Annotated in this window: 14 protein-coding genes; 11 read left to right on the top strand and 3 right to left on the bottom strand. The window is 63.9% G+C overall.

Going from position 1 to position 17,085, the window contains the following annotated elements; genetic code table 11:
• The first annotated feature begins 55 nt into the window (after positions 1–55).
• Positions 56–820, top strand: coding sequence for an IclR family transcriptional regulator (locus tag HGK27_RS07115; protein ID WP_206239892.1), 765 nt, complete (start codon positions 56–58; stop codon positions 818–820).
• A 3-nt stretch (positions 821–823) separates the two neighbouring features.
• Here the strand turns inward: HGK27_RS07115 and HGK27_RS07110 are convergent, their stop codons facing one another.
• Genes HGK27_RS07110 through HGK27_RS07100 form a run of 3 tightly spaced genes read right to left on the bottom strand, consistent with a single transcriptional unit; the run spans position 824 to position 4,020 of the window.
• Positions 824–1,648: an amidohydrolase family protein gene (locus tag HGK27_RS07110; protein ID WP_206239891.1), complete on the bottom strand. Its 825-nt coding sequence runs from the start codon at positions 1,646–1,648 to the stop codon at positions 824–826.
• 5 nt (positions 1,649–1,653) lie between these two features.
• A complete protein-coding gene (gene fucP, locus HGK27_RS07105; protein ID WP_206239890.1) occupies positions 1,654–2,964 on the bottom strand; it encodes an L-fucose:H+ symporter permease in 1,311 nt (436 codons plus the stop codon).
• Positions 2,965–3,009: 45 nt separating this feature from the next.
• A complete protein-coding gene (locus tag HGK27_RS07100) occupies positions 3,010–4,020 on the bottom strand; it encodes a zinc-binding alcohol dehydrogenase family protein (protein WP_206239889.1) in 1,011 nt (336 codons plus the stop codon).
• 84 nt (positions 4,021–4,104) lie between these two features.
• Here HGK27_RS07100 and HGK27_RS07095 point away from each other — a divergent pair, with 84 nt between their 5' ends.
• From HGK27_RS07095 to HGK27_RS07050, 10 genes are all read left to right on the top strand, one after another.
• On the top strand, positions 4,105–5,715 hold the full coding sequence (locus tag HGK27_RS07095; protein WP_206239888.1) for a family 43 glycosylhydrolase: 1,611 nt from the start codon (positions 4,105–4,107) through the stop codon (positions 5,713–5,715).
• 170 nt (positions 5,716–5,885) lie between these two features.
• A complete protein-coding gene (locus tag HGK27_RS07090; RefSeq protein ID WP_241126904.1) occupies positions 5,886–8,252 on the top strand; it encodes a glycoside hydrolase family 95 protein in 2,367 nt (788 codons plus the stop codon).
• 16 nt (positions 8,253–8,268) lie between these two features.
• Positions 8,269–9,012, top strand: coding sequence for an SDR family oxidoreductase (locus HGK27_RS07085; RefSeq protein WP_322099020.1), 744 nt, complete (start codon positions 8,269–8,271; stop codon positions 9,010–9,012).
• Positions 9,012–10,289: an L-fuconate dehydratase gene (locus HGK27_RS07080; RefSeq protein WP_206239887.1), complete on the top strand. Its 1,278-nt coding sequence runs from the start codon at positions 9,012–9,014 to the stop codon at positions 10,287–10,289. The genes HGK27_RS07085 and HGK27_RS07080 overlap by 1 nt, the downstream gene beginning before the upstream one ends.
• Positions 10,286–11,062, top strand: coding sequence for an L-fucose dehydrogenase (locus tag HGK27_RS07075; protein WP_206239886.1), 777 nt, complete (start codon positions 10,286–10,288; stop codon positions 11,060–11,062). The genes HGK27_RS07080 and HGK27_RS07075 overlap by 4 nt, the downstream gene beginning before the upstream one ends.
• 327 nt (positions 11,063–11,389) lie before the next feature.
• On the top strand, positions 11,390–13,489 hold the full coding sequence (locus HGK27_RS07070; protein WP_206239885.1) for an FUSC family protein: 2,100 nt from the start codon (positions 11,390–11,392) through the stop codon (positions 13,487–13,489).
• On the top strand, positions 13,486–13,740 hold the full coding sequence (locus HGK27_RS07065; RefSeq protein ID WP_206239884.1) for a DUF1656 domain-containing protein: 255 nt from the start codon (positions 13,486–13,488) through the stop codon (positions 13,738–13,740). Before HGK27_RS07070 ends, HGK27_RS07065 begins: the two co-directional genes overlap by 4 nt.
• Complete coding sequence (locus HGK27_RS07060; protein WP_206239883.1) at positions 13,737–14,771, top strand: biotin/lipoyl-binding protein; 1,035 nt, start codon at positions 13,737–13,739, stop codon at positions 14,769–14,771. Before HGK27_RS07065 ends, HGK27_RS07060 begins: the two co-directional genes overlap by 4 nt.
• Positions 14,768–16,237, top strand: a complete 1,470-nt coding sequence (locus HGK27_RS07055) for an efflux transporter outer membrane subunit (RefSeq protein ID WP_206239882.1) — start codon at positions 14,768–14,770, stop codon at positions 16,235–16,237. The genes HGK27_RS07060 and HGK27_RS07055 overlap by 4 nt, the downstream gene beginning before the upstream one ends.
• 24 nt (positions 16,238–16,261) lie before the next feature.
• Positions 16,262–16,927, top strand: coding sequence for a hypothetical protein (locus HGK27_RS07050; protein ID WP_206239881.1), 666 nt, complete (start codon positions 16,262–16,264; stop codon positions 16,925–16,927).
• Positions 16,928–17,085: the final 158 nt, after the last annotated feature.

The raw sequence follows: 17,085 nt of genomic DNA, 5'->3' as shown, positions 1-17,085 counted from the left end.
ACGCATTGCAAAACCCGCCGCACGAGATTAGCGTTTTGAGCCAAGGGAGGCGTTTTTGACAGCCAGCAATATGGTTTATTCCGCTCCGGCGCTGGAAAAGGGGCTCGATATCATCGAGCTGCTGTCCACCGAGCCTGACGGCCTCACCGCCAATGAGATCGCGCGGCGGCTCAAGCGGTCGATCAACGAAGTGTTTCGGATGATCATGGTGATGGAGCAGCGCCGCTGGCTCAGCCAGACCGCCGACAGCCGCTATCGCGTCACCTATGAGGTGGTGAAATTCGCCCTGCGCGCCACGCCTGCCCAGGGGCTGATCGATGCCGCCGCGCCGGTCATGCATGATCTGGCGCGGGCGACCTACCAGTCGTCGCATCTGGTGGTGCTGTCGCAGCAGCAGGGATTTGTGCTGCATCGGCAGGAGAATGTCGGCCCGGTCGGCTTTGGCATGCGGCTTGGCGCGCCGATCGATCTGATCACCAGTTGCTCGGGCAATGTGCTGCTGGCCTTTAGCGCGCCCGAGATTGTGGCGTCTTTGCTGAAAGATCTGCCGCGCCCAAAATCACTGACACTCAAGGCCCTGCAGAGCCAGTTGGCCAAGATCCGCGAGGATGGTTGCGCCAGCCGCCCCAGCCTGCGCACCGAAGGCGTGCATGATATCAGCTATCCCGTCTTCGGCTTCGACGGCACCCTCGCCGCCGTGCTGACCATGCCCTATCTGCGACTGATCGACGGATCGCAACAGTTTGATTTCGAAGAAACAGGGGCGGCTCTGGCTCAGGCGGCCACGAAGATCTCAAGAACGATGGGCTGGGCCGGGTAAGGCTCAGCCCAGACCATAAAAACGCAGGGCTGTGGCACCGAAAAGAGCGGAGCTTTGCGTGTCATCCAATCCCTGTGTGAGGCGGCGCGAAAGGTTGAGCCAATCCGCATAACGGTCGCCGCTCATATGCAGGACAGGCCAGTCGCTGCCCCACATCAAGCGGTTGGGGAACAGGTCGAGCAACGTCTCGACAACGGGTTCAAGCTGTTCGGGCGGACTTTCCGGCGCCTGCTCTGTGCGCAGGCCGGAAAGCTTGCAGAAGAGCTGAGGAGATGCAGCCAATCGTGCCATCCCGGCACGCCATTCCTCCAGCGTGCCCCGGATCAGATCGGGCTTGCCGCCATGATCGATCACCATGGGCAGCATGGGCCAGCGCAGAGCCAGTTCGGCCAACACGGGCAGATGGCGCGGCGTGATCAAAGCATCGAAACGCAGCCCGTGTTCAACCATTGCGGCAAGCCCGGGCTCGACCTCGGGGCGTAAAATCCAGTCGTCCTCGGGCAGATCCTGCAACATCGGGCGCAGACCGACCAGCTTGGGATGCAATGCCAGCCGGGCAATCCGCATCGGCGCATCCACGGCATCAAGCTGCGCCCAGCCGACCACGCCCAGAATGCTGTCATGGCGCGCGGCCTGTTCCAGCAGCCAGTCGGTATGGCTGTCACAGGGCTGCGCTTGCACCAGGATCGAGCCGGTCACCGCGCCCGCTGTTTCTGTCGCGAAATCCTCCATCGCATAATCGCGATGGATGGCTGGCTGGGCGGGCGTCGGCCAGATATGGCCCGGCGCCTGAAGGGTCCAGAGGTGATGATGCGCGTCGATCAACATGCCGGCTAATCCATCCGCCGCTGTCCAAGGGCAAAGATCAGCACCACCGCAAAGCAGCCCGTCGGCACCAGCATCGCCCAGCGCAAAGATCCGGAAAGCTGCGCCAGCCACCCCATGGCGGGCGGGAACACCGCGCCACCCACAATGGCCATCACGATCAGCGGCGCGCCCAGCGAGGCGAAGCTGCCCAGCCGCGCAATGCCCAGCGCAAAGATCGTGGGGAACATGATCGACATGAAGAAGCTGGTCAGCGCCAGCGCGCCCACCGCCAGCACGCCCGAGGCCATCATCGCGGCCAGGCACAGCAAGGCGCCAGCCACCGCATAGATCAGCAACAGGCGGGTGGCATCGATCTTCTGCATCAGCGCAGCCCCGGAAAAGCGCCCGACCATAAACAGAAACAGGCTGAAGGACAGCAGATAGGCGGCATGGCGCTCGGAGACCTCGGGCTGCATCTCCTTCACGTAATCGACGAAAAAGCTCCAGACGCAGACCTGCGCGCCGACATAGAAGAACTGCGCGACCACCGCAGGCCGCAGGCCGGGCTGCCGCAACACCCAGCGCAGGCCTGGCGCCTCACCTTGTTGATCCTCCGCCGCAGACAGGCGCGGCAAACGCACCAGCGCCACGGCCAGAGCGACCAACAGCACAACGCCCGCCAGCACCAGATAGGGCATGCGCACCATGGCGGCTTCGAAGGCGCGATAGGCGGAAAGCTTGGCGGCACTCATGGCCGCAAGGTCAGCGGCGCTGCGCTCGACACCGGAAAAGATGAAAGTGCCGCCCAGAATTGGCGCGATCACCGCGCCCAGACCATTGAAAGCCTGTGCGAAATTCAAGCGCTGCGAGGCCCGGCTGGGGTCGCCGAAACCGGCGATGCAGGGGTTGGCGCTGGTCTCCAGAAAGGCCGCGCCCGATGCCAGCACAAACAGCGCGATCAGGAAGGGCGCATAGAGCCCCGTATAGGAGGCCGGATAGAACAGCAGCGCCCCGCAGGCATAGAGCAGCAGCCCGACCAGAATGCCCATGCGATAGCCAAAGCGCCGCGCCACCAGCCCGGCGGGCAGTGCCATAAAGAAATAGCCCAGATAGAAGGCGAACTGGATAAATCCGGCCTGAGCCCGGTTCAGCGCCAGAGCCTTTTGCAATTGCCGGATCAGAATATCGTTGAAATTGTTGGCAATGGCCCAAATCAGAAAGAGGCTGGTCACCACAGCGAAGCCCAGCGCATAGCCCCGGGTGATGAACCGCCCGCTGACGGGTATGCCACCTTGCGGGCCCCTTTGGGGACCGGGCGAACTCAAAGCGCTGTCCATATCCTCTCCTTTTAGGCGGCGCCCGCTTTTGCGGATCGCCCGAGATCAGAAACGTCCGATAGCCTTCATCACCGAGCCCTGCATTGCCAGCAAGTTCGGCATGTCATTTTCCAGATTTTTCAGTTCAAAACTATGCGTATGCAGGTCAGCGGAGGGCAGCGATCCGTCCATCATGCAGGCGATCACCTGCTCAAAATCCTCACGCAGGGCATTGCGGCTGCCGATCAGCATCATCTCGCGTTTATGGAATTCGGGGTCGCTGAAACGGATCCGGTCCTTGACCACGCTGACCAGCACATAACGCCCGCCATGGGCAACCCAGTTGAAGCCCTGCTCGATGGCGGAGCTGTTGCCGGTGGCATCGAAAACGCAATCGAAGAAATCCCCGCCCGTCCACTCCGCCAGATCTGCGGCGAGATGCTCGCCAACCAGACAGGTGGGCGCCGCACCGATGCGATCACGCGCATGAGCCAGGCGCTGCGCGCTGGTGTCAGCCAGCAGCACCCGTGCCCCGGCAATCCGCGCAAACAAAGCCACCCCCACGCCGATCGGGCCCGCGCCAACCACCAGCACCGTCTCCCCGGCGCGCACCATGCCACGGCGGACCGCGTGAGCGCCCACGGCCAGAAACTCCACCATCGCGGCCTGATCGAGCGCCAGCCCCGGCACAGCGATCACGGCGGAGAGCGGCACGGCGATGATCTCGCTCATCCCGCCATCCATATGGACGCCCAGCACCCGGATCGCGCAGCAGCAATTGGGCTTGCCCAAACGGCAAGCCTTGCAGTCACCGCAGGGCAGATAGGGGTTGATGGTGACGCGATCGCCCGGCGTCAGCCCGCTTTCCTTCGGCGCCTCCACGATCTCACCGGCCAATTCATGCCCCATCACCCGGGGGTAGGCGAGGAAAGGCTGGTTGCCCTTGAAGATATGATAATCGGTGCCGCAGAGCCCGACCCGGCAGATCCGCACCAGCGCCTCACCGGGCCCGGCATGGGGCACAGGGCGTTCCTCGATGGCCAGCTTGAAAGGCTCTTCGCAGATGATCGCTTTCATGCCAATTGTCCACCGGTTACCTTGACGATAGATTTTACAGATGAAAGCAACTATCGCAAATCAAAAGTGGAGAGACGCCTGACCATGCCCGATCTGACACGACGCACGCTGCTCGAAGCCGGTGCCAGCGCCACCATGATCGCCAGCCTTTCCACGCAGGCCAAAGCCGTCTCGGCTGGCGCGCCCGGCGTCGCGCCCGAAACCTTCCCATGGCGGCGCGGCCTTGATGAGCAGCGGATCGCCGATCTGGGCAATGGCAGCTTTCTGAACCCGATCCTGTCGGGCGATCATCCCGATCCGGCCATTCTGAAGGATGGCCAAGATTATTACATGACCTTCTCCAGCTTCGATTCCTATCCCGGCCTCACCATCTGGCATTCGCGCGATCTGGTGAACTGGCGCCCGCTGACGGCAGCTTTGAACAAGAACATCGGCTCGGTCTGGGCGGTGTCGCTGGCCAGGCATGATGGCCGCTATTTCCTCTACATCCCGGTCAAGAGCAGCCCCAACTCGATCTTCGTCATCTGGGCCGACCATATCGAGGGCCCGTGGAGCGATCCCGTCGACCTCCACATGCCCGACCATATCGACCCCTGCCATGTGGTGGGTGAGGATGGATCGCGCTGGCTGTTCCTCTCAGGCGGTGACCGCATCCGCCTCAGCGCCGATGGCCTGTCCAAGGCCGGACCGGTCGAACATGTCTATGATCCATGGCATTATCCGCAGGACTGGGTGGTGGAGGGCTTTTCGCCCGAAGGCCCCAAGGTCTTCAAGCGCGGGCCCTATTTCTATCTGGTCACCGCCGTGGGCGGCACCGCCGGGCCGCCCACCGGCCATATGGTGATCGCGGCAAGGTCGCGCTCGATCAACGGGCCATGGGAGAATTGCCCGCATAACCCCATCGTGCGCACCACCAGCGTGAACGAGCGATGGTGGTCACGCGGCCATGCCTCGCTGATCGAGGCGCCGGATGGGGCGTGGTGGTCGGTCTATCATGGTTACGAGAACGGTTACTATACGCTGGGGCGGCAGGCCCTGCTCGATCCGGTGGCATGGACTGCGGACGGCTGGTTCCGCATGACCGGAGGCGATCTGTCCAGACCCATCGCCAAGCCGCGTGGCGGCAATGCCGTGCTGCATGGGCAGAAGATGTCCGATGATTTCGCGACATTGAAGCTGGGTTCGAAATGGAATTTCTTCAAACCCTCGCCTCAGGAGGCGCAGCGAGCGCAGGTACAAGCGGGCACGCTGCATCTGACGGCATCGGGCCATGCGCCCCATGATTCCTCACCTTTGCTGCTGGTGGCGGGTGATCAGGCCTATCGCTTCGAATGCGATATCGAGATCGATGAGGGCACCATGGCCGGCCTGCTGCTGTTCTACGACGAAATGCTCTATGCGGGCCTCGGCTTTACCCAGAGCAATTTCATGACCCATCAATATGGCGCCGAACGCGGGCATCCCCGCAATCCCTTCGGCAGGGCCTTGCGGATGCGCCTCACCAACGACCGCCATATCGTCACCTATGACCTGAGCGGCGATGGCGGCAAAAGCTGGACCCGCTTTGATCGCGGCATGGAGGTTTCGGGCTATCATCACAATGTGCGCGGCGGCTTTCTGATGCTGCGCCCCGGGCTTTACGCATCGGGCAAGGGCGAGGCGCGCTTCCGCAATTTCCAGTTTCAGGCAATTTAGATATAAAAATTGCTTTCACATATGATGGAAACATGATCTCTTGAACCCATAGGAATCAGCGCGAGAGGCGCTGGCGCAACAGGATGGAGAGCCATGTCAGCTGACAAGCAAAGGCCCGTAACACGGCATGCGATCTCCCTCGGCGCCCTCCATCCTGCAAAGCCCCGGGCGTGAGAGACAAGACCCTCTCCCTCACCCGCCGTCAGGCCATCGGCGGGGCCTCTGCGGCGCTGACGGCCTTGCATTTCGCGCCTGATCCGGGCTGGTCGGCAACGCCTGTCCATGGCCCGAACCTGCTGTGGTATCAGGCCCCCGCCAAGGTCTGGACCGAGGCGCTGCCGGTCGGCAATGGCCGTCTGGGAGCCATGGTCTTTGGTGGACTGGGCAAGGAGCGTATCCAGCTCAATGAAAGCACGCTCTGGGCTGGCGGACCCTACAATCCGGTCAATCCGGCTGCAAAAGCCGCCCTGCCCCATGTCCGCCAGCTGATCTTCGAAGGCCGTTACGAGGAAGCCGAAAGGCTGGCCGAAAGCGATCTGCTGGGCACGCCCAAGCGGCAATGCGCCTATCAGGCGCTTGGCAATCTGCTGCTGGACATGCCCGGTCTGGAAGATGCGCAGGCCAGCGACTATCGGCGCGACCTCGATCTGGATACAGCCGTCGCCACCACGCGCTTCACCCATAAGGGCACGCAGTACAGGCGCGAGGTGCTGGCCTCCTTCCCCGATCAGGTGATTGCCATCCGCCTGACCGCGCAGGGACCGGGCCGCATCGATCTCGATTGCGGGCTGGGCTCGCCGCAAACAGATGCCACCTGCCATGCAGAGGGTCATGACAGCATTGTCCTGTCAGGCCGCAACGCCCAGAGCAACGGCATCCCCGGCGTGCTGCGTTTCGAGGCTCGCCTGAAGGCCATCACCCAAGGCGGCCATATCGCCACAGCCGATGGCAGACTGACCATGCGCGGGGCGAACGAAGTCGTGTTGCTGGTCGCCATGGCCACCAGCTATCAGCGCTTCGACAAGGTCGACGGCGATCCCTCCGCCATCACCAGCCAGCAGATCTCTGCGGCCACCGCGCGCGGTTTCGAGCGCATTGCCCGGGATGCCTCGGCGGATCACCAGACGCTGTTTCGCCGGGTGGCGGTGGATTTCGGCACCAGCCCTGCTGCCGCGCAGCCCACCGATGCGCGTATCCGCCTTTCGGAAAGCTCCGATGATCCGGCACTGGCGGCGCTCTATTTCCAATATGGGCGCTATCTGCTGATCTCCTCCTCACGCGCCGGAGGGCAGGCCGCCACCTTGCAAGGCCTGTGGAACGACAGCCTCGACCCGCCATGGGGATCGAAATACACCATCAACATCAACACGCAGATGAACTACTGGCCCGCCGAACCGACCAATCTGGCCGAATGCGTGCAGCCGCTGGTGGCGCTGGTGCGCGAGATCGCCATCACCGGCGCGGTGACCGCGCGCGAGATGTATGGCGCGCGCGGCTGGGTCACCCATCACAACACCGATCTGTGGCGTGCGACGGCGCCCATCGATGGCGCCCGTTACGGCATGTGGCCGATGGGCGGAGCCTGGCTCTGCACCCATCTGTGGGACCATTACGACTATGGGCGCGACAAGGCCTATCTCGCCTCGGTCTATCCGCTGCTGAAAGGCGCTTGCGCGTTCTTTCTGGATGTTCTGGTGAAGGACCCGCGTTCGGGCTTTCTGGTCACCAACCCGTCGATGTCGCCGGAAAACAACCATGGGCATGGGTCTTCGCTGTGTGCGGGGCCGTCGATGGATATGGAAATCCTTCGCGATCTTTTCGACCAGACCGCACAGGCCGCTGCGATCCTTGGGCTGGACAGCGAATTTTCCGCACAGCTGCAAGCAACCCGCGCCAGACTGGCCCCCAGCAAGATCGGCAAGGCCGGCCAGTTGCAGGAATGGCAGGAGGATTGGGACATGGACGCCCCGGAAATCCACCATCGCCATGTCAGCCATCTCTATGCGCTGTTCCCCAGCCATCAGATCGATGTCCACAAGACGCCCGATCTGGCCGCTGCCGCCGCAAGATCGCTGGATATCCGGGGCGACCGCGCCACCGGCTGGGCCACGGCATGGCGCATCAACCTCTGGGCGCGGCTGGGTCAGGGCGATCATGCCCACAGCATCCTGCGCTTTCTGCTGGGGCCGGAACGCACCTATCCCAACATGTTCGACGCCCATCCCCCCTTCCAGATCGACGGCAATTTCGGTGGCGCCTCAGGCATGACCGAGATGCTGATGCAGAGCAACGGCGATGAGATCCGCCTGCTGCCCGCTTTGCCCAAGGCCTGGCCGTCAGGCTCGATCCGGGGCCTGCGCGCACGCGGCTGCTGCCTTGTCGATGTGACATGGCGCGACGGCCAGCTCGACAGCGCCACCATCCGCACCACCCTGCCCGGTCGCCGCCGCATCATGGCGGGCACCGCCAGCATCGAGATCGATATCGCCCCCGGGCACCCTGCCCGCCTTGTCGGCCCGGCACTCCATCAGGCCTAAGAACAGGATTAGCATTGTGAGACTGAAAGGAAAAACCGCCGTTGTGACGGCTGCCGCCGCCGGGATCGGTCGCGCCGTGGCCGAAGCGTTCCATGCCGAGGGCGCAACGGTTCACGCCGTCGATCTCGACGCAGCCGGGCTGGCCACGCTGAGCGGCGTCACCACTCATACCACCAATCTGCTGGATGCCGCCGCACTGGGCCAGCTTGTCGAGGCCACCGGTCCTGTCGATGTCCTGTTCAACGGGGCGGGAATGGTCGCGGTCGGCTCGGTGCTGGACTGCAGCGAGGAGGATTGGGATCGCTCCTTCGCGCTCAATGCCACGGCCATGTTCCGGCTGATCAAGCTCTATCTGCCCGGCATGATCGCGAGCGGCGGCGGGTCGATCGTCAATGTCGCCTCGGTGGCCTCTTCGCTGATCGGCGTGCCGGGCCGCTTTGCCTATGGCGCCAGCAAGGCCGCGATCATCGGGCTGACCAAATCGGTCGCCGCCGATTTCGTGGCTCAGGGCATTCGCTGCAATGCGATCTGTCCCGGCACGGTGGAGAGCCCGTCGCTGCTGGCCCGCGTGCGCGCCCATGCCGAAGCGACGGGCATCAGCTTTGAGGAAAGCCACGCCCAGTTCAGCGCCCGCCAGCCGGTGGGGCGTCTGGGGCAGACCTCCGAAATCGCCGCGCTGGCTGTCCATCTCGCCTCGGACGAAAGCCGCTTCACCACGGGCACCACAGCCGTCATCGACGGCGGATGGACGGTGATGTGATGGTGACGATCACTGGCCTGACGACACTGGATATCCGTTTCCCCACCAGCGAAAGCCTCGACGGATCGGATGCGATGAACCCCGATCCCGATTATTCGGCAGCCTATGTCATTCTCGCCACCGATCAGCCGGGGCTGGAGGGGCATGGCCTGACCTTCACCATCGGGCGCGGCAATGAGATCTGCGTCGCCGCCATCGAGGCGCTTCGCCCCCTGGTGGTGGGCCTCGATCTGGCGTGGATCGCGCAGGACCCGGGCCGTTTCTGGCGCCATATCACCGGCGACAGCCAATTGCGCTGGATCGGCCCGGACAAGGGCGCCATCCATCTGGCGACCGGCGCGGTGGTCAATGCGGTGTGGGACCTGTGGGCCAAGTCGGCAGGCAAGCCGGTGTGGCAACTGGTCGCCGAGATGAGCCCCGAGGAGCTGGTGCGCGCCATCGACTTCCGTTACCTCACCGATGCCATCACGCCCGAGGAAGCGCTGGAGCTTCTGACACGGTGGGCTGAAGGCAAGACCGAGCGCATCGCGCAACTGCGCCGCACCGGCTACCCCTGCTACACCACCAGCGCGGGCTGGCTGGGCTATTCCGACGACAAGCTGCGCCGTCTGGCTCAGGAGGCCGTCGATGAAGGCTTTACCCATGTGAAGCTGAAGGTCGGCCGCGATCTGGAGGACGATATCCGCCGCCTGCGCATTGCCCGTGAGGTGATCGGCCCGGACCGCAAGCTGATGATCGATGCCAATCAGGTGTGGGAGGTCGATCAGGCCATTGAATGGGTCAACGCCCTCGCCTTCGCCAAGCCGTGGTTTATCGAGGAACCCACCAGCCCTGACGATGTGCTGGGCCATGCCCGCATCCGCCAGAACATTGGCGAGGTGAAGGTGGCGACCGGCGAAATGTGCCAGAACCGCATTCTCTTCAAACAATTCATGATGGCGGGCGGCATCGATGTGGTGCAGATCGACGCCTGCCGCATCGGCGGGGTGAATGAAATTCTGGCCGTGCTGCTGCTGGCGGCGAAGTTTGATTTGCCGGTTTGCCCCCATGCGGGCGGTGTGGGACTGTGCGAATATGTGCAACATCTCTCGATGATCGATTACCTGTGTTTTTCTGGAACGCAGGAGGGGCGTGTGGCCGAATATGTCGATCATCTGCATGAGCATTTCCTCGATCCTTGCGTGATCCGCGATGCCGCTTATGTGGCACCCGAAGCGCCGGGCTTTTCGATCGAGATGCGACCGGAAACTTTGCGCGATTACAGGATGAAAGCATGAATCTGGGGCTTGAGGGCAAGGTTGTGATCGTCACCGGCGGCGGGGCGGGGATCGGCGGAGCGATCTCCACCGTGCTGGCCGAAGAGGGCGCCATCCCCGCCATCATCGGGCGCAGCCCTTTGCAGCCGGCGTTCGAGGCAAGCTTGCGCGCCCTGCAACCCGATCTGATCTTTATCCAGGCCGATGTGACAGATGATGCCGCCTGCGAAGCGGCCATCGCGCAGATCGCCGCGCAGGGCCGGGGTGTCCATGGTCTGGTTAACAATGCGGGAACCAATGACGGCGTGGGTCTGGACAAGGGCACGCAGGCCTTCGCAGCCTCGGTGCAGGCCAATCTGGCGCATTACTATGGCATGGTTCACCACTGCCTGCCCCATCTGCGCGAGAGCCGGGGGGCCATCGTCAACATCTCCTCCAAAACGGCGCTGACGGGGCAAGGCGGCACCAGCGGCTATGTCGCGGCCAAGGCGGCGCAACTCGGGCTGACCCGCGAATGGGCCGCCGCGCTGCTGGCCGACGGGATCAGGGTCAATGCCGTGCTGCCCGCCGAGGTGATGACGCCGCTTTACCAGACATGGCTCGATACTTTCGATGATCCAGAAGCCAGGCTTGAAACCATCACGGCGAAAATCCCTCTGGGCCATCGCATGACCGATGCGCGGGAAATCGCCGATATGGTGGTCTTTCTGCTCTCGGCGCGATCCTCGCATACGACCGGTCAGTGGATCGTGCCTGATGGCGGTTACACCCATCTGGATCGCGCTTTGACCTGAAGCACAAGATGGAAAAGACAATGCGAGGGTCATGACCCTCGCGCTCCCTTGACTGTTTTCGTTGCGAACAACCTGTTGGTCAGGCACGTTTTCATAGCACCGCCTATCTCAAAGCCTGCGGCGCCACAGGTCGCGCAGGTGGAGAGAGCGGGCTTAAGGATCGGTCATCACGGCCTTATCGTCGCAAGACGTTCCGGGAGCGCGAGGGTCCGAAGCATGTCTCCTGAGACATGCGACCAACAATAGACTCCACCCTCGCCTTGTCCTTCCTTCAAACCCGCACCTAAACCCTTGCTCTGAACATCCAATCTCCTTACCCCAAAGCACATGGCGGCTCCCCCTCTCAGCCTGCGCGGCGTGTATGATTCCCTGCGCGTGCCGACGCTGCGGGATCTGGTCTTTTCCGCCAAAGCCTATCTCGCCACGGCTCTGGCGCTGATCGTGGGTTTCAGCCAGAACCTCGAAAATCCCTATTGGGCCGTGCTGACGGTCTACATCGTGCTGACCCCGCCAGAGAGCGGCGCGATCCGCTCCAAAGCGCTGTTCCGTTTTCTGGGCACCATCGGCGGCGGCATGGTGATGATGGGGGTGACCGCTCTGCTGGGCGACCAGCTGGGCGTGCTGGTGTCGGTCACCATCCTGATCATCACCGGCGCCACCTTTCTGCGCCAGACGGACCGGACGCCCGCCAATTATCTATGGTTTTCGGGCGGCATCACGGCGGGTGTGGTGGGCCTCACCAATCTGATGCAGCCCACCAATGTCTTCGATTATGCCACGGCGCGCATGGGCGAGATTTCGCTGGGAATTCTGGCCATTGCGGCGGTCGACAGCGTGTTCTGGCCCCGCCCGATGACGCCCGATTTCCTCAAGACCATGGCCGACTGGCGCGGGCAGGCACGGAGCTGGCTGGTCGATGCGCTGAGCCTGACCGCCGCCCAGTCCAGCGATGAGGATCGCCGCCAGGTGCTGCGGCAGGGCCTGCGCGATATGACCAAGGCCGTTGGCGTGATCGATGCCAAGGCGGTGCAACTACCCTTCGACGTGATCGCCATGGCGCCGCGCGGGCGGCAGCTCAATCTGGTGCGGCGGCAAGTGGTGGAGCTGATCGCCGATCTGGCGGGCGTGGAGATCTGGGCCCGCGCCCTGCGCCACGATCAGACCCTGCACACCGATCTGGGCGAGGCGCTGGAACAGGTCAGCCGCTGGGTTGAGGCCTCGCCCGATCAACCCGATGACCGGACCGAGGCCCATGCGGCGGAAGGCGAAGCGCTGATTGCCGCCCTGAATGCCCGGCATGATGCGCTCGATCCCGCCGGGGGCCTTACCCTTGCAACGGAGCGCGGGCTGCTCTCCCGCCTTGCCGCCTTTGTGGGGGACTGGGCGGATTTGTCGCTCGCGCTGCGCGCGGTCGAAACGGGGGGTAAGCTATCCCCGCGCCTCGATCAGATGGCCCGTCAGGCCAAGCCGGTGCGCAGCGTGGATTATCTCGGCGCGTTTTTCGATGTCGCCCCGATGCTCCTCTCCATGGGGCTCACCGCGACGATCTGGTACTGGACCGCATGGAGTTCGGGCGGCGGCGCGCTGCTCTTTTCCATGATCGGCTGCGTTTTTCTGATCGGGCAGGACCGTATCCTGCAATCCAGCACCGGCCTGCTGACGTGGATACTCACCGCCTTCGGCCTCGTTTTCCTGTACCAATATGCCATCCTGCCGCGCGTCACCGATTTTCCGGTGCTGATCGCAGTGCTGGGCTGCGCTCTGCTGCCCTTCGGCCTGATGATGGCAATGAGCACGGCGGGCATGCTGATCTGCGTCTATATCTTCGCCTTCCTTGGGCTGCAGAGCGCCTATGCCGCCGATTTCAACCAGAGTTTACAGACGCTCAACGCCTCGCTGGCGGGGCTGCTGATCGCTTTTGCCTGCCTCTATCTGTGCAGCTATGACCATGCCCGCTTCGCCGCGCGCCGCCTGCTGCTGGCGGTGCGGCGCGACATTCTGGACATCGCGCGCAGCCGCCGCATTCCGGATCGTGAGCGTTTCCTCTTTCTCGCCATTGACCGGCTGGCGCTTTACTTCCCGGCGGCGGAACAGCTTTTCGGCGCAGGGCAATTGCCACGCGTGCGGATGATCGACGATTTCGGCATCGGCATCAATCTGCTCACCCTGCGCCACAGCGAACCAGACGTTTCCCCCGCCATGCGTGCGGTGCTGCAAGACCTGCGCGTTCAGGCCGAGCAAACCTATCGCGCCAAGCTGAAAGGCAGGTCTGACGGCGGGGCATTGCGCGAGCTGGTGGATGCGGCGCTCGACAATCCGGCGCTTCTCACCGAAACCACACGAGGCCGCCTGATCGAGGCGCTCACCGGCATGCATCTGGCCCTTCATGACGAACAAGCCCCGCCACCCGGAGAAATCATCCCATGACGGCCCATGACGTTCTGATCGGCGGCGTCATTCTCTCGCCCATTGTGGCGCAGTTGCTGATCGCGCTGCTGCTGACGGGCCTGCTCTCGATCCTGCTGATGCGGCTGGGCTTTTACCGGCTTGTCTGGCATCGCCCTTTGGTTGAACTCTGCATTTTCTGCATCCTTCTGGGGACAATCGTGGCTCTGACACCTGATGGCCGATCCGTGAACCAAACCGGGCGCGACGTTCCAGTGGGAGCGGCCCAATGACCCGGCTGCTGCCCACCTTCGGCCGCGTGCTGCTCACCCTCCTGCTGCTTGCCGGAGCGGTGCTGGCGCTGGTGATTGTCTGGCGCCATTACGAGGACGATCCATGGACCCGCGACGGCAGCCTGCAAGCGGATGTGGTTCAGGTCAGCGCGGATGTCGCCGGGCTGGTCACGCAGATCCATGTGCATGACAACCAGCCCGTCCGCGCCGGAGACCTGCTCTTCACCGTCGATCAGGAGCGCTATGCCGCGCAGCTGGCGCAGGCCGAGGCGGCGGTGGTCAGCGCTCAGGCCACCATCGGCAATGCGCGGGCCACGATCACCAACGCCAAGGCCACGCTGGCCAATGCGCAGCGCGAAAGGGCGCGCTATGTCAGCCTCGGCAATCTGGTCAGTCAGGAAGAACGCGACACCCGCGTCACCACGGTCGAGAAGGATCAGGCCGCGCTGCAACAGGCGCAGGCCGGGCTCGATCAGGCGCAGGCGGGGCTGAAGCAGGCCCAGGCCAATCTGCGGCTGGCGCAGGTCAATATGGATCACTCGGCAGTGCGGGCCAAGGTGAACGGCTATATCACCGGTTTCTCGATGCGGCCGGGCGATTATGTCGCCGCGGGCAGCCCGCAATTTGCCCTCCTCGATACCGACAGCTTCTATGTGCTGGGCTATTTCGAGGAAACCAAGCTGCACCGCTTCGCGCTGGGCGACAAGGTGCGGATCGAGCTGCTGGGCGACGCGCGCCCGCTCTGGGGCCATGTCGACAGCCTTGCGGCGGGCATCACGGATCGGCAGCAGAACGCCTCGGATGTACGCCTGCCCAACATCACGCCGACCTTCAGCTGGATCAGGCTGGCGCAGCGCGTGCCGGTGCGTGTGGTGATCGATCAGGTGCCGACCGATATCCGCCTGGTTGCCGGACGCACCGCCACCGTCACCATCCTGCCCACCCGAGACCGCGTGGCCCCGGGCGCCGCGCCCAATTCGACGCTGGTGCCCAACACCGCGCCCCTCAGCCGCGCATCTGGCCACCCATGAGGGCGCTGCTCCCCCTGCTCGGCCTGAGTGTGGCGCTGGCCGGCTGCACCGTCGGCCCGAATTATCGCGCCCCGGCGCCGCTGGATCATGGCACGCCGCCCGGCACTTTCACCGCCGGGGAGGAAGCCGCTTACGACCGGCAGACCGCCCTGCCCCCGCGCTGGTGGCGGCTCTATGACGATCCGCTGCTGGACGGGCTTGAGGAAAAAGCGCTCGCCCATAACACCGATCTGCGCGTGGCGCTGGCCAGCCTGCAACAGGCTGAAGCGGCCCTGCGCGGCACACAAGCGGCGCGCACGCCTCAGACCAACCTGACGCTTGATCCCGGGTATGGGCAGGCTTCGGGGGACGCCAAGGGTTCGCCGGTCGCGCTGTCGCCCGGCGCGGCTTATGCGGGGCTGGAGAGCGTCTCCTACAATCTCGACCTGTTCGGCGGGCTGAAGCGCTCGATTGAGGTCAGCAGCGCCGATCTGGGCGCGGCGCGGGCGGCGCTCGATCTGGCGCGGGTCAATGTGGCGGGAGCAACCGCGAAGGCCTATGTCACGGTTTGCTCGGCGGGGCTGCAAATCGCGGTGACCAACCGCTCCATTGAGGTGACGCGCCATTCGCTGGCGGTGACGCAGCGCCGCTATGACGCCGGGATCGCCGGGATCAACGATGTGATCCGCGCCCGCACCCTACTGCGCCAGACCGCCGCCGCCCTGCCCGCGCTTGTCGCTCAGCAACGCAGCGGCCTATTCACGCTGGCCACGCTGACCGGTGACGCGCCCGAGACCCTGCCAGAGGCCGTCGCATCCTGCGCCGCGCCGCCGCTGATCCGCAGCCCGATCCCCATCGGCGATGGCGCCGGTCTGCTGGCCCGCCGCCCTGATGTCCGTCAGGCCGAGCGCAAATTGGCTGCGGCGGTGGCCGGGATCGGGGTGAGTACAGCCGCGCTTTATCCTTCGGTCAGCATTGGCGGGTCGCTTGGCACCACGGCGACCAGCCTGCCCGATATCGTGAAGGACCGCGGCTTTCAGTGGAACGTCGGGCCGCTGCTCTCGTGGAACATCCCCAACCTCAGCCGCGCGCGCGCTCAGGTGCGGCAATCCAACGCGGCGGCGCGCGGGGCTCTGGCCCAGTTCGACGGCACCGTGCTGACCGCCTTGCGCGAAACCGAAACGGCGCTGACCACGCTGGCCCGCCAACTCGATACAGAGCGGCAATTGACGGATGCTCGCGATGATGCCGCCACCGCCAATGCCAACACCGCAAAGCTCTATGCCGGAGGGATCGGGCAGTTTCTCGATACGCTGGATGCCGAGCGCACGCTGATCGGGGCGGAGAACTCGCTGGCCAGCGCCACGGCGCAGGTCTCGCAGGATCAGGTCGCGCTGTTCATGGCGCTGGGCGGGGGCTGGCAGGAAGCGCCTGCCGTGACGGATACATCGCTGGAAAGGGTGACGGCACCCGCCAAGGGTCAATAATCTGAGCCGGAAAGGGTGATTGAGATGGCCGCACTCTCTGCGATCTTCTACTTTCTCAGCCAGCATTCGGTTCTGGCCTTGCCGCTGATCGTGCTGTTCTGGCTGGGGGTCGGGGCGCTGCTGGCAAGGCTGACCAAGCGGCCCGGGTGGCTGTCTCTGGGCATCTTCGGTTTTGTTGCCGCGATGCTGAATGTCTTTCTGGGATCTTCGGTCAATGCGGTTTTTGTGAATGCCTTCGGAGTGCGCGGCTCCGGCGTGGTGACCAGCGCCCGGGAAACCAGTTCGCAGCTCAACGACCAGCCGGTCTGGGCTTATGATGCCGTGATCACCACTGCCGATGGCCGCGATGTGAAAACTGGCTTCGACACCATGTCGATCAGCCTCTACCCGCCGCGCAATGAAATCGACGTGCCGCCAACGGGCGAGCGCTTCGTGGTCAAATATGTGCCGGGTTTCGAGCGGAATGTCGCGGTGATGCGCGATGAATCCCCTTTCGGGAAACGGCTGCTGGTGGCTGATGCGCGCATCCCTGTCGATCGCGCTGCAAATCAACTGGCGGCCAGCCCGCACAATGCCGCCTTCAAGGCCGAATATCGTGAGGCTTTGCAGGCGTTCCTTGCCCGCTATGGCAGCGAGGCAGATCAGGATCTGGTCCAGCATTACCGTGCGGAGCTGGCCGGGCTGCGCTAGGTCGGATGGCCTCATTCGGGCACGGCATGCGAAGGCAGCTTTTTCGGTGCCAGCTTTCGACATCTGCCGTTCCGGACACGACAAACGTAGCGGACGTTGCCAATCAGCGCTAAACAGATTGAATGAGCGGTTATGAATACAAAGGGAGCAGGACGCCC

Origin of the sequence: Novosphingobium terrae (assembly GCF_017163935.1) — a bacterium.
Lineage (GTDB): Bacteria > Pseudomonadota > Alphaproteobacteria > Sphingomonadales > Sphingomonadaceae > Novosphingobium > Novosphingobium terrae.
The sequence above is the reverse complement of the archived record's forward strand: the minus strand, read 5'-3'. Positions and strand labels throughout refer to the sequence as shown.